General features: G+C 67.3%; 11 protein-coding genes and 1 pseudogene. 1 reads left to right on the forward strand and 11 read right to left on the reverse strand.

Going from position 1 to position 13,582, the window contains the following annotated elements; translation table 11 throughout:
* Window positions 1-79: 79 nt before the first annotated feature.
* On the forward strand, window positions 80-769 hold the full coding sequence (locus tag ACN6LD_RS08630; RefSeq protein WP_445034274.1) for an HAD family hydrolase: 690 nt from the start codon (window positions 80-82) through the stop codon (window positions 767-769).
* 40 nt (window positions 770-809) lie between these two features.
* Here the strand turns inward: ACN6LD_RS08630 and ACN6LD_RS08635 are convergent, their stop codons facing one another.
* From ACN6LD_RS08635 to ACN6LD_RS08685, 11 genes and pseudogenes are all read right to left on the reverse strand, one after another.
* Entirely contained in the window at window positions 810-1,379 is a 570-nt protein-coding gene (locus ACN6LD_RS08635; RefSeq protein WP_405745150.1) for a class I SAM-dependent methyltransferase, read from the reverse strand.
* Window positions 1,376-1,849 (reverse strand): MFS transporter, encoded by a 474-nt coding sequence (locus ACN6LD_RS08640; RefSeq protein ID WP_445042829.1) that lies wholly within the window; start codon window positions 1,847-1,849, stop codon window positions 1,376-1,378. Before ACN6LD_RS08640 ends, ACN6LD_RS08635 begins: the two co-directional genes overlap by 4 nt.
* A gap of 543 nt (window positions 1,850-2,392) precedes the next feature.
* Complete coding sequence (locus ACN6LD_RS08645) at window positions 2,393-3,868, reverse strand: esterase/lipase family protein (RefSeq protein WP_445034272.1); 1,476 nt, start codon at window positions 3,866-3,868, stop codon at window positions 2,393-2,395.
* Window positions 3,869-3,911: 43 nt separating this feature from the next.
* Window positions 3,912-5,588 (reverse strand): CHAT domain-containing protein, encoded by a 1,677-nt coding sequence (locus ACN6LD_RS08650; RefSeq protein ID WP_445042845.1) that lies wholly within the window; start codon window positions 5,586-5,588, stop codon window positions 3,912-3,914.
* Window positions 5,589-6,094: 506 nt separating this feature from the next.
* Window positions 6,095-6,941: pseudogene (gene rpsB, locus ACN6LD_RS08655) on the reverse strand (30S ribosomal protein S2); the annotation flags it as partial.
* A gap of 550 nt (window positions 6,942-7,491) precedes the next feature.
* Window positions 7,492-8,445: a hydroxymethylbilane synthase gene (hemC, locus tag ACN6LD_RS08660; protein ID WP_445042830.1), complete on the reverse strand. Its 954-nt coding sequence runs from the start codon at window positions 8,443-8,445 to the stop codon at window positions 7,492-7,494.
* On the reverse strand, window positions 8,442-8,651 hold the full coding sequence (locus tag ACN6LD_RS08665; protein WP_164784874.1) for a hypothetical protein: 210 nt from the start codon (window positions 8,649-8,651) through the stop codon (window positions 8,442-8,444). The genes hemC and ACN6LD_RS08665 overlap by 4 nt, the downstream gene beginning before the upstream one ends.
* On the reverse strand, window positions 8,629-10,620 hold the full coding sequence (locus ACN6LD_RS08670) for an ATP-binding cassette domain-containing protein (RefSeq protein ID WP_445042831.1): 1,992 nt from the start codon (window positions 10,618-10,620) through the stop codon (window positions 8,629-8,631). Before ACN6LD_RS08670 ends, ACN6LD_RS08665 begins: the two co-directional genes overlap by 23 nt.
* Complete coding sequence (locus tag ACN6LD_RS08675; RefSeq protein WP_445034270.1) at window positions 10,617-11,186, reverse strand: NUDIX domain-containing protein; 570 nt, start codon at window positions 11,184-11,186, stop codon at window positions 10,617-10,619. Before ACN6LD_RS08675 ends, ACN6LD_RS08670 begins: the two co-directional genes overlap by 4 nt.
* An 88-nt stretch (window positions 11,187-11,274) precedes the next feature.
* Window positions 11,275-12,405, reverse strand: coding sequence for an NUDIX domain-containing protein (locus tag ACN6LD_RS08680; protein WP_445034269.1), 1,131 nt, complete (start codon window positions 12,403-12,405; stop codon window positions 11,275-11,277).
* Window positions 12,395-12,826, reverse strand: a complete 432-nt coding sequence (locus ACN6LD_RS08685) for an NUDIX hydrolase (RefSeq protein ID WP_445034268.1) — start codon at window positions 12,824-12,826, stop codon at window positions 12,395-12,397. The genes ACN6LD_RS08680 and ACN6LD_RS08685 overlap by 11 nt, the downstream gene beginning before the upstream one ends.
* Window positions 12,827-13,582 lie beyond the last annotated feature (756 nt).

Consider the following 13,582-nt stretch of genomic DNA (forward strand, 5'->3'; position numbering starts at 1 on the left):
GCGGCAAGATCTTGCGGGACGCCAAGACGTCCCACAAGGCCACTTTTAACAGGTAGTTCACGCTGCCTACCCTGGTCCCGTGCAGCGAATTGTGTTGTGGGACGTGGACCACACCCTTGTAGAAAACTCCGGTGTGAGCAAGGAGATCTACGCCAGCGCCTTCAAGGCACTAGCTGGGCAGGAGGCCGAGTTGCCTGCTCCCACGGAGGGGCGTACGGACCGGGCGATCATGCGCGAGATGTTCATCCGGCACGGTCTGCCGGATCCTGACTGGGAGCGGGCGCAGCAGGCACTGGAGGAAGCCGGCCGCTGCAGCGAGGAAGATCTGCGACGGCGGGGTCATGCCCTGCCCGGTGTCGAGGACGCGTTGAAGGCACTCGCGGCGGACCCAACTATCTGTTCCTCGGTCCTCACCGGCAACATTTCGGCGAATGCCCACGTCAAGCTGCGTGCGTTCGGGCTTGATCGCCTGCTCGACATGGCTGTTGGCGGGTACGGCGAGGACAGCGACGATCGAGCGCGTCTCGTCGACGCCGCCCGTGCCCGTATCCATGCCGCCTACGGCATCCCTCTCCTCGCGCCGACCGTCCTGATCGGGGACACGCCCCGCGATGTGCGCGCCGCGCATGACGCCAAAGCACACTGCATCGCCGTCGCCTCCGGGATCCACTCGGTGGCAGAACTCCGTGCCGCCGGGGCCGACGTTGTCGTCCCTGATCTGACCGACACGGAGGGCTTGTTGACCCTCCTGCGGGAAGTCCTGACCTGAGTGGACAGCAGAGCTCCGGGACCAGAGATCGGTGGCCGGGTCAGGGGCGCAACGCGTAGCAGCGCAGCATGTCCAGATCTTCGCTGTGGACCGAGGACCAGGACGCGGTCAGCAATTCGGCGTGCTGCGGGCTGATCCCGATGGACTTCCGTTCGTCCGGGAGGCGTTCAGCGAGCGGGGTGACGACCCAGAAAGTCCCGCCGGGTGGGAGAAGGTATCGGATGCGGGCGAGGAAGGCCGCCTTGTCCTTGATGAAGGCGAACACCAAGCGGCAGGTGACGGCGGCGTAACCCGCCTCCGGCAACGCTCGGATGTCCTCGGTCTCGACGTCCAGCCGCTGAAAATGTGGACCGTCGGACCTGTCCTGCTCGGCCTGGGCGATCTCCAGCGCGGCGGAGGAACAGTCGATCGCTGTGGTGCGGTATCCCAGGTCACCATGCAGATACCGGGCAAGGACACCGTCGCCGCAGCCAACGTCGAGCGCGGGCCGGCCGTGGCCGGCGCCGAGGAACTGGCCGGTCAGCTGCTGCTCGTCGAGACTGAGGCGGCGGTAGCGGCGCCCTGATGTCCACAGCGGATCCCAGTACGTGGCCGGGTTGTTGATCGTCACGGGTTCGCGGGCTCCTCGGTAACAGTCAGGGAAGCGGGGGCGACCGTGCTCAAGTCCCACACGGGTGAGTTCCAGAGCACAAGGAACGGGATGACCAAGGCCGCGGTGATGAGCGTGAGGGTGAGGCGGAGCCCTATCCACGTGCCGAGGCCGCCAGCGGCGAAGGGGCGAAGACTGAAGGCGAGCCACGCTCCGGTTGCCTGGGCCCGTCCTTGGAGTTCGTCGGGGGCGAGTTTCTGGCGGACCGCCCTCTGGAGTCCGCCGTGGCACACCGCAGCGCCGGTTTGGATGACCATGCCGATGCCGATGGCGACATGCCCGCCAAGTCCGGGTCCGACGAGAACCAGAGGGATTTGGGCGAGTGGGTTGAGGGTGAGCGCTCCGAGCATCACCGGGCCTGGGCCCCAGTGTCGTTCCAGGGGCTGCCAGACGAGGGCGCCGAGGATGCCGCCGGCACCGCCGGCGCCCATGACGATGCCGAGGGCGGTCGGGCTCCAGTCCAGCTCGCGCAGCAGGTTCGTTTCCGCAGAGACCGTGTCCCTCGCAGGTCGTGTCGCTTTGGGCCGGGGCTGAGTCTCTGGTGCGTGTCGCGCTGCGACGGGCCGCCGTGTCCGATTCCCCGCGGCAGGCGGGACGGACAAACAGCGGAGGAGCTGCGACTACAGATGGACTGACGCCTCCAAGATCAACTAGTCCTTGTACCGCCGGAGTGGATCACCAAACCGACCGCCGCCGAATACGAGTAACCCCGCACGCGACGCCCACCATCTACATGCGGAAGCCTCTCAGTACAAATCCACAACGGGTGGGGTATTCAGGAAGTCCCAATACCCGACCCCACCGTTTAATGCCCGTCAGAAATGCGCCGGACAGACATTCCTGCCCACCGCCGAGCTGCGGGTCGCTGGCACCCATGCCACTTCTCCCGCGACGACCTCCACCTGTTCAACCGCACAGCTTGGCATTGGTGTCGGTCGTTCAGCCGTCTCTCACACCGGCAAGAGGAGCACAGTTCAGAGCAATCGGGCGTGGATGAGATCTGGCAGGCAGCCCGCGTCGAGCGCGCTCTCCAGATCAGCGAGCACTTCTGGAGTGGGCGCGACCAGGTTCAGGTAGCCGGGATCATCGGGGGCGTGGCCGATGGCCCCCCATGAGCCCGTGGGGGCGGGGTCCTCGCCCAGATGGCCACTGAGTGCCGCTGCCGGCGTGGTGGGCAACTGCATAGGTCGACCGGTCAGGAAGCGCCAAATATCCTCCTGCACGGTTGTGAGATTCGGCAGGCGGCTGTGCTCCCCCTTCACGTATCGCGTCTCGCCAATCAAGTTGAGTCGTGCGGAGGCGAGCGGCACCCGGCCGTCGCCCTCGCGGTGGGGATCCCCCGCAGTGCGTTCGGTGACGCGCTCCATATGTTCCCAGCGGAACCCGAAGGGTTTGACGTATGCGAGTCGAAAGAGGGTGCGGTAGCCGGTCCCCGCGATGACCGCCATCCGATCGCGAAGGTCTTGGCCGAGGGATTGATGCCAGTTATGCAGGGCGCGATGGTGGTGGGCGGCGGCGTTCAGGGCGGTCTGTAGTCGCAGCTCCTCCGCTGTGGATAGACCGAGCCGCCATGCTGGCGCGCTGTACAGGTCGAAGTTCGCGCAGGGGTGCGGGTATTCGCCGACGTCCCGGGCGGTCCCGTCGGACGTTGAATCCTCCGGGTAGATGTCGGCAGGTGCGGGCAACAGACTCAGTACGCCCCACAGCGAACGGAAGGTGCTGCGGCTAAGGTATCGGCCGATCAGGACGAGGATGTCAAAGCCCCACAAGTGGTTCTTGAGATAGCCGCCGATGGCAGGTGAGCCGTAGTGCGGCGTGCCCAGAAAGACGATCTTGCCGATATGTCGCCACATCTCAGGGTGGCGCATCAGCGCGGTACGGACGACGAGCCCGCCCATGCTGTGGGCGACCAGATGGATCGGGTTGTGGCCGGGCCCCTGGTCGCGCTCGGCCAGCAGCTTCTCGTAGAGCCGGTCTGCGCTCGTCAGTAGCGGTTTGCGCCAGTCGTAAGGGAACGGCATGTGATGGATGCCGTCCCGCCGGAGAGCAGCGACGAGGAATCCCTCATATGAAATGTCGACAGCAACGGGCGTGATCCGGAATGAAGCATGGGTGTCGGCGAGCCCGTCGGGAGACAGACCCAGGTCGTCGATGCGCTTGCGAGACTGGCGAGAGCGAATGTCAAGCCACCAGATCCCGCCGATCCCCTCGCTTGCCAGGGCGCTCCCCATGACACCAGGGACGAACACCAGGTTCGTGGGGCCGTCAGCGGCCAGGTGCGGGCTGCCGGTAGTGGCCGCGAGTGCGCTCAGCTCGGAAAAGGCAGTTGGACCGAGCAGGCGCTGTAGCACCGGGGTGGCGTCCTGATCCCGTATCAGATCCAGACGTGCGCTGGTGTCCCCCGCCAGGAACCGTGTGGCGATGTCGATTTCGTACTGTGGGCCGGTCACGGGTGCATCCCTTGGTTGGCGATTGGCGGGAGCAGGGGGCGGGCTAGCGGAGCGCCGCCACCTCCTCAGAGCGAGCGACGTATATCCGATCGTCGTTCACATAGCTGTAGTACAGGCCGCCCAGACTGCGGTACTCGTCCCAGAAGAATTTCCGGGCTTGGGCAAAGGCTTCCCCCGCCGCCATCGTTCTGCCGCTTGAGTCGTGGAGATAGAGAAAGTGGAAGAAGGCGGTCGCGAACCGCGCGGCGAAGCCCGTCGGGACCTTGCACTCGGTGCCGATGTACGCCCGGCAGCCCCGCCGCAGGAACAGCGACTGCAACTGGTTGGTGAAGTTCGGGTCCGCTGCGGAGGTGGCACAGGCGTTGATGAACACCAGCGGCTGGTCCACTAGGTCCGCTCTTCCCATGTCCATGAGCTCCAGGACATCCTCGGTCCTGTTGGTGCTGCCGAACCGCAGGACCGGCGCGGCGCCTGAGCCGGTCGAGCACTGACAGAAGAGGTAGATCAGGGAAACCGGACGTGGTTCGGGTGAGCTTAGGAAGGCGGAGAGCTCCTCTTTGCGCTGGGCAACTCCCGTAGGCAAGAAAAAAGGCGACCAGGAGTCAAGCTCGGATCGGTGCTTACGAGCCTCGTCCTCCGTCTCATCGCCTCCCCAATACAGCAGGTGAGCTCGTATTGCCTCAGGTGTCAGAGAGCGGTCGGCTTCACAGGTCTTGACCAGATCCGCCGTCCGCAAGCGCATGCCGAGAAAGCTCTGCGGGTCAACGGCGGTACCTGCGGCCGGGATTTCGCCGCGGTACAGCAGCGGCCAGGGGACGTGAGGGAGGGAGGGCCCGGCCGGAGACCGGATGATCCGCAGGTTGTCGCCCGGTCCAAGAGCATCCACTTTCGCCCGCAGTGTGCTGCTCGGCGGGAAAAGGGCGTCGAAGAGCTCGCTGCCGCTAAAGGCGAGTGCGCGCATCTCGTGGGTCAAGGCGCTCTGCTCCCCGACGGCCAGGGCTTGTCCGGTGGGCGTGCCAGTAACGGCAGTCCAGTCCTGCGTGGGCTCGAAGCGTTCCAGGCGCGCGGAGAGGTCCGCTGGGTCGATGGTGTTCTCCCGGTCGGAGTTGAACTCTCGTACCCGGTCCAGGGCTTCCCGTGCGGTGAGGATGTTCGGCAGGACGTCGGAACTGTCGGGATTCCACTCCGTGTCCCCCCAGGTGTGCTGTGCGGTGTCGCCCCGGCCGCGTTCCAGATCCCACCTGGCGTGTGGCCCCAGGACCAGTGTCAGGGTGGCGCCGGGCTCCTGCCATCGGTGCAGGGGCCGGAGTTGCGTGTGCGCGGCGGGCAAGATGCGCCTGGCTGTGACCGTCGTTGCCCTCCAGGGCCGGGCCTGGGGCGCGCGAGGGCGGCGACAGTTCGATGGTGAGGGCGCACGTATCGACGCGTTGCTGGGGTTGCCACGCGGGGGCGGCGCTTGAGCGACGGCGCTCCGCATTGGGCCGCCCGGTGATGGGGCGGAGCCCGTTGATTCTTCGGGTGCCGATCCGCCTCTGACGGGGCTGTCGGGCAGGGGCCGGTTATCAACGTTCAGCAGTTCGATGACCAGTTCACGGTAGACGTCGTCACCGATCAGGACCATCACGTCAATCCGGGCTGCGCCGGCCACCAACGGGGCAACTGTGAGCAGCCGCGGCTCGGATTCACCAGTTGCGGGGATAAGCAGTTCGAACTGCGCCATCCATTGGGTACGGTCGATGGCCTGAGTGGCGGAGACCGTAACGCGGTTCCCCTCGCCCTCGGCCACGTCCAGTGCCACGGTCGTGGACCAAACCAGCCAGGTGGTGTTCAGTCCGGCGGCCGGGATGTCCTCTGCTGGCAGCTTACGATCTCCGCTGGCGAGGTTCTCCGGGCGGTCCGCGCCGACCTGGAAGCAGCCCGTGTAGGTGTGCGCAACGTGCAGTGGGCCGTCACCATCTGCAGGAGCGTCCGTGACCCAGAAGTTGATAAGCTGCGCGTCGATTTCGGCTAGCTCCGCATCGCTCGGGCCGCCAGCCGAGCCTGGGTCTCCGCCGTCGGACCGGCCCTCGCCCTCTTCATCGGGCGGCCCGACTGCCGGGGGGTGGCTGCCCGGATCACGAGGGCCACCACCCTTTCCTCCCGAAATGAGCACCGACACGTCGGAACGCGCCTCGCGAAGGTCGTCGTCCCGACGGGCCGACGTCTCATCAGTCACCGACTCAGCGTGGACATCGCCCTCAGCGGCGGCCGGAACCTCGGCGACGACCTCGACCTCGGCGGCCGGAGCCTCGTCAGCCTTCTTCTCGCCCTCGAGCAGGTCGCGCTCCCACTCGGCGAGCGGCTCGGCGGCGGCCTTCTCGCCCTTGTCACCGATGGCGAGGCGGGAACGGGAGATGAGGCCCTCGGCGACCGCGTCGGCGATCACACGGGTGAGCAGGGCGACGGAGCGGATCGCGTCGTCGTTGCCCGGGATCTTGTAGTCGACCTCGTCGGGGTCGCAGTTGGTGTCGAGGATGGCGACGACCGGGATGTTGAGCTTCCGGGCCTCACCGACCGCGATGTGCTCCTTCTTGGTGTCCACGATCCAGACAGCGCTGGGAACGCGAGTCATGTCGCGGATACCGCCGAGGATCTTCTCCAGCTTGTCGTGCTCGCGTTGGAGGATCAGGAGTTCCTTCTTGGTCAGGCCGGAGCCGGCCACGTCCGAGAAGTCCAGCTCACCGAGTTCCTTGAGGCGCTGCAGGCGCTTGTGGACCGTCGAGAAGTTGGTCAGCATGCCGCCGAGCCACCGCTGGTTCACGTAGGGCATGCCCACGCGGGTGGCCTGCTCGGCGATGGCCTCCTGGGCCTGCTTCTTCGTGCCGACGAAGAGGACGCTGCCGCCGTGGGCAATGGTTTCCTTGACGAACTCGAAGGCGCGGTCGATGTACGACAGCGACTGGATTAGGTCGATGATGTAGATGCCGTTGCGCTCGGCGAAGATGAAGCGCTTCATCTTCGGGTTCCAGCGACGGGTCTGGTGACCGAAGTGGACGCCGCTTTCCAGCAGCTCCCGCATGGTGACGACGGCCATGCTCATGTGCTCCTTGGACAGGTACTCAGACGCCGGAGTGACATGCACTCCAAGCAGCGATCCCAACACCCCAGGGCCCGAGAATTCCCCTGACGCTGCCTCGCGGGAAGGTGTTGTTCTCCATTCCCTATCGCGTACCCCGAGGCGGACTACTGGCCGTCCGTCTTGGACCCACAGGCATTGACGCGGCCTTCGTGCAAGGCGAATGACCGTCGCTGACTCCTAGCACAGCGCACCAATTCTAATTCGCACCCACACCGATGCACTTTTCTTCAGGACAGCACAGAACCTCAGACGATGCATCCGCGGCCACCTGCCGACGCTGCAGGACGGGGACAGGCGCACCCCGGCGCTTCGGCGTCAGCACAGCACCACTCGTTCACGCCCCAGTGCATCGCGCGCTGCGCCGGGCGGACCATACGCCGGACACCCAGTTCGCTACATAGAGTGAGTGCAGCGCGAACTCCTCTCATAGGTGTGGCTGTGACGAACCCCCCGTGCGGTGTCTCGTCCCGTGTTGGGCTCCCGCTGGCGACCGGGGCCGCACGGGTCAGCGCGGCAGGAACCGTTCGACGCCTTCACCGTGCAGCAGCTGGGTGATGTTCTCCACGAGGCCGCCGAGGTCATCGGCCGGTCCGGTGGCTGCGACGCGGATCGCATCGCCGTGGGAGGGGTGGAAGACGGCAGCGTCGACTTTGATCCGGTGGGGTTTGTCGGTGTAGTAGGCGTGGACTGAGCAGGCGGTCTGGCAGTTGCCTTTGAGCTGGGCGAGGACGCCACGCTCGACGGCCAGCAGCCGGGCGGGGGCGGGGTCGTTGATGGCGTCGACGAGGTGGGCGGCGATGGTGTCGCCGCTTCGCTGCTCGACGACGAGCATGCCCGCACCGGTGGCCGGGGCCAGCACCAAGGCCGGGATGAGCTGTGTGGCACGGTCCGCCTGGGACACCCGGCACAGTCCGGCATAGGAGACCACGAGGGCGTCGAGCGGCTTGTCGCCTTCGCCGGCATCGAGACGGGCGAGGCGGGGGATCAGGTTGCCGCGCACCGGCTGGATGGTGAGGTGGGGGTAGCGGGTGCGGAGTTGGGCGATGCGGCGGGGCGCGCTGGTGCCGAGGATGCTTCCGGCGGGGAGGTCGTCCAGGGTGGCGGCGGGTTGGCCTGCCGGGAGGACGAGGGCGTCCCGGGCGTCTTCGCGGGGCAGGACGGCGCCGATGGTGGTGTCGGTTCCGCGCTCGTGGGGGCCGGGGAGGTCTTTGGCGCACGAGACGGTGACATCGACGCGTGCGGTGGCCAGCGCCCGGTCGAGCTCGCGTACCCCGGCGGCCTTGCCGCCGATCTCCGCGAGAGGTCCCTGGTGCAGGTCGCCGGCGGCTTTCATCGGGGTCACGTGGACGGCGACTTGGGGGAAGGCGTGTTCAAGTAGTCCGGCGACGTGGGCTGCTTGGACCAGGGCCAGGTCGGAGTCGCGGGTTCCGATGACGAGCTTGGGCGGGAGGTGGGTCACGGACGGATCCTGTGGTCGGGGAAGTGGGAGGTGAGGAGGGTGACGATCGTGGTGATGGCGAGGCCGGCCGCGATCACGCCGAGGCAGCCCAGCAGGTCGCGCAGCGTGCTCCACAGCGGGTCGGCGGCCCATTTGCTAGGCCGCCGCGCACCGGGCCGGGCGGTGCGCGGCGGGTGGTGGGTGTCAGTCGGGGGTGCTGGCGGCATGTGATTCGCCGTTGGCCGAGGGAGTCGGTAGCACCAGTGGCGCGGCGGTGCCGTACTGGTTGGCCTGCATGAGGTACATGCGCCGGTACTGGGAATCAGGCCGCGCCATGAGCTCCTGGTGGGAACCGCTCTCCACGAGGTGTCCCTCGTCCAGGACATAGATGATGTCGGCGTGCTGGACGCCGGCCATGCGGTGGCTGACCAGCACGACGGTCTTGCCTTCGTCGGCCAGGCGGCGGATGCGTTCGAAGGACTCGATCTCGGCCTCGGGGTCGAGGGCGGAGGTGGGCTCATCGGCGATGACGAGGCTCGCCTGCCGGTGCCGCAGCCGGGCTTGCCCGACCGTCTGCCACTGTCCCCCGGACAGTTCCTGGCCTCCGCGGAACTGCCGGGCCAGCAGGGTGCCCAGACCGCGGGGAAGAGTGTCGGCGAGCTTGTCGGCGCCCGAGTAGGCGGCAGCGCGGGCGATGTCGTCGTCCGCGCTGCGTTCCGGCTGACCGATCTGGATGTTGGTTCGCAGGGTGAAGGGCCAGCGCTGGAAGCCCTGATCGAGAGCGGCCACGTGCCGGAAGATGTCCACCCGGTCGGCCTCGACGAGATCGGTTTGCCCCCACAGGACGCGGCCGGCCGTGGGCCGGTGCAATCCGGCGAGGAGCTTCACCGCGGTGGACTTGCCGCTGCCGTTCGCGCCGACCAGGGCGATGACGGCCCCGCGCGGGAAGGTCAGGGTCACCTCCTGCAGAGCGGGAGTGTCGCGGTCGGGGTAGGTGAACGACACGTTCTCGAAGGTGACCTGGTCGGGAAAGTCGTTCACGGGCTGGCCGCCTGTGGGGATAGCCCGGCGTTCGGCTTCGTCACGGAAGTGGTCGAGGTCGCGGACGTAGAGGGACTCCTCGTGCAGCCGCAGGATGTTGTCGACGAGGGCGCCGAGGCTTGCTGAGCCGGTGCGGATCGCGAGCGCGGCCGTGGCCACGGTGGCGGCGTTCATGTGGCCGGTCAGCCACAGAGCGCCCAGGCCGGCAAACGTGGCCGCCGATGCGAGGCCAGCCATGGCCGCGGCGATCAGTTCGGTGACCGCGCGGCCGTCGGCGAGGCGGGTCTGTTCGGCCTCGGCGGTCTGGCCCATCTCGTGGAAGTGATCGAGCAGGAAGGGGCCAACCTGGTGAACGCGGATCTCAGTGGCAGATTCCCGGGCGGTGATGAGGTTGTTGACCAGGCGCTTGGCCCGCTCGTGCTCGATCCACTGCATCCGGGAGGCGTAACGACGCCGGGCCACATGCATGGCGCCCCAGCCACGCGGCAGCGCGATGAGCAGCAGCAGAGGCAGCAGTACGGGGCTGAGGACCGTGACCACGCCAGCCGCGGCGACGAGGGAGAACAATCCGTTCACCACGGCCACGCAGACACCGATCATGGTGCGGGATGACTGGGCGCCGAAGTACGCCGAGTCCAGGAGCGTGCGGAACTCGCCGTCTTCGATGGCCTCAAGTTCCGCGCGGGCGGCGCCCTCCAGGAACTGTTCGGTGGCAAGCCTCTCGACTTTCGGTTCCAGCCGCCCGGTGCCCGCCGTCGAAAGGCAAGCCAGGACGGTGCCGACCACGGCGATGATGCAGCCGACGATCAAGACTGGCAGTGCGGTGCGCAGCCGGGAGACGTTGTCTCCGTCCTCGAGCAGGGCTTGGATCACCTGGTTGGTGACCAGCAGCCCGGCGGCTTGGGTGATGCTCTGGCCCACCTCGGCGATCCCGATGGTCAACAGGGCACGGCGGTCCGCCTGCCAGGCCAGGCGCAGGGTGCTGCCCACCAGCGCCGGCACCATCCGGGCGGCCTGCCCGAATTTGGTGTCCAATCGCGCGTACTCGTGGCGCACCCATCCGAAGTCGTAGCGCAGCGCCCCGCCGAAGAGCACGACCTCGGACTCGGAGACGGTCTGTTCCGTCTTCCAGACCCGTTTCAGGAGCCGTTTCATCGCGCCGCCGATACGGCCGAGCTGGACAGGACGTGGGACTTGCCGTCGATCAGAACGGCCGGCACACGGGCAAGGAGTGCGGCGTGCGCCGCCTGGATACGGCGGGCAAGTCGGTGCGGCAGCCGCGCGAGGGCCTCCTCGATGGGGAGGAACTCGGCGGCGCCGATCTCCCCGTCCGCGAAGCGCAGGGACTGTGTCTGCTGGTCGGTGAGGGGACCCACGTGGAACACCGTCACGACCATGGCCCGCCCATATCGGGCAGCGGGGACCTGGTCCAGGACGAGGAACTGGCCGATCGGCACTCCGGTGAGGTCGAGTTCCTCGGCCAGTTCACGTTCCAGGCCCTCGATCTGCGTTTCGTCTGCCTGGACCATGCCGCCGGGCATGTCGAAGCCGTCCTTGTAGGTCGGGTCGACCACGAGAATCCGGCCGTCGGCATCGGTGATCAGGGCAGTGCAGGAGGCCATGGGCGCCTCGACCTGGGCCCAGTACGCCCGTTGCTCGTCGGTGACCACACGGTCAGGGCTGCCAACAGTCTGTTCGGTGGTGTCAGGTTCGCCGGACATGAAAGTCCTCCTCCAGGGCCAGAAAGGCGGGTGCAGGGCATCGCACCGGCAGGACTCCGGCACGAAGGTGGCGCGTCACGTGCGGACGTCAGGGCAGGAGGGCCGCCATGCCCGTGTGGGGGATCTCGATCGCGGCCTGCGGCGGGCTCAGCGGAATTCCCCAGCGGGCTGCCGCCGTTCGGGCCGCGTACTCGGCCTGTTCGACTCCGGCGCGTCCGAGGCCGAGCAGCTCGCTCGCCTGCGCCGGGCTGACCAGCAGCCGACTGTAGGTGATGCCGGTCGCGACATCCGGTGCCGTCGGCCCCAGGGAGTCGATGCGTGCGATGTACCGTGCCCGGGCGTTCGCCCCGGTGCCTGGGCCGTAGACCGCACCGTCCGGATCGAGGAGGTAGCCGAGGTAGGTGGCATCGTGCAGGCGCAGAGCCGCCTCTTCGGCGGCTTCACGCAGTGCTGCCGCCTTCGGCCCGTCGTCGTCCGTTTCGACCGTTCCGCCTGGCAAGACGACATGGCCGTCGCGCGGATCCACGAGGACGACGACCCGGCCGAGCGGGTCGAAGGCCCACACCCACGCTTGTTTCACGGGAAGGCCGGCAGCGGGCTCCATGGCCGGGTGCCAGGCGATGTCCTGGTAGCCGATCGCAATGCGCGGGACGACGTCCAATCGCTGCAGTGCCTGTCCGAGCCCGATGGTCTCACCGTCCTCCAGCACGGAGGGTCCGGCACGGTCGATCCGGGCACGCAAGGCAGCGAGCATGCGTCGCCTCTCGATCGGGCGCATCCGGCGTGCGGCCTGCGTCGGCGGAAGGAAGTGGAACGAGGTGATCTCGTTCTCGGGCAAGCGAATCCGGGCGATGTCGCTCTCCTCCAGGACGTCACCGTCCCAAATGGAGACCGTTTCACCAGGAAAGCCATATACCGTTGCGTACTCCGGATTGGCTTTGCTGACCCAGTCGACTGCCAACAGTTGGTGTACGCGGACGGACAGCCCAAGCTCCTCGGTCACCTCTCGCACCGCCGCGTCCGAGGGCAGCTCCGGCTGGTCCACACCTCCGCCGGGCAACAGGAGCTTGCCCGGCCGGTACGCCGGATCGAGGACCAGGACTTTGCCCTCCGTATCGGTGAACAGCACCGCGGCGCCGCCCCAGAAGGCCGCGCGTGAGCGCGCATAGTCCTGCGGCGCCATCAGTCCTGCAGGTTCGCGCCCGTCGTCAGCAGGCATCGGGCCACCCCACCGTGCTCGCGCTCTGACCCCGCTGAATGCAGACCAGGGCTTGGCGTGTGTAACGCACCAGCTTCTCCGGCAGAGCCGAGAGCGACCACCATCGCAGCTCCGCACACTTGTCCGGTTCCGCGACGTACGGCCGCCCGGCGTACTGCGTGGCAGTGAAGAATATTTGGAGACGGCTCTCGCGAGTCTTGGGGTTGTGGTCATGGACGGTGTGCGCGAGCACCAGGTCTTCCTCGGCGAGGGCGATGCCCAGTTCCTCGCGAGCCTCACGGACCATGCCCGCGAGGAAGGATTCGCCCTCTTCGAGATGGCCCGCGGGGACGTGCCACCAGCCGTCGCACCAGGCGGTGCCAGCACGGAGGCCGAGCAGCACCCGGTCCTCCTGGACCAACACCAAGTGAAGCCCGATCACGGAGCGATACGGCAACGGATTCTCCGTGCCGGCATGTCGCAACGGGCGGAGGAGGGCTGACAGTGCCGGAAGCGAAGAGGCGGCTTCCCAGAGGCGGGACCGCTGAAGAGCATGCGCCTCCGTCGCGAGCCAGAGCGCCGGTTTGGTGGGCGCAGGAACGGAGAGGGTTCCGTCGCGCGGGCGAAGCGCAGAAGCGGACGCAAACGGCATTACAGAGCCTCCCGGGGCATGAAGAATCCACTCCACCTGCCGCCTGTGACCGCAGCGACCCGGGTGCCCGTTGCCGGACTCCGATGAGTCTATCTAGCCTGCGCAGTAAGGGCGTTGGGCGAGGCCGTGTTGTCGCAGCTTCCACTCGTTGTAGTAGTTCTTCGGAGTCTTCGGCGCGTCCTATCCAACCAGCAAGAGCTGCCACGGCTGCAGTTCTGGCCAGGCGTGCGTTCCCTGCTGTCCGAAACAAGCTGCTCCTCAACGCCGTCCAGCACACCAACGTCTTGGTCCCTTCCAGGTCTTGCCTGGCCCTCGCCTCCGGTACCGCAGCTCGCCGCGTTGCAGAGGCCCCTAGGTACGCCCAGTGATCGGGAGGGTGTGCTTCCGGAGAACCACCACCCACGACCGGTTGAGCAACGACGTCCGTGCGCGGTCCCGCTGTTCGGCAGCTGCGCCCCGGTCGTTGTCAGTGCCCGGGCGGAGAATCAGCGGATGGCCCTCGAACTGACGGCGGCCGGCGAGTCCGAGATCCTCGCCGCCGCCTTA

This window comes from Streptomyces sp. SAS_272 (assembly GCF_052543235.1).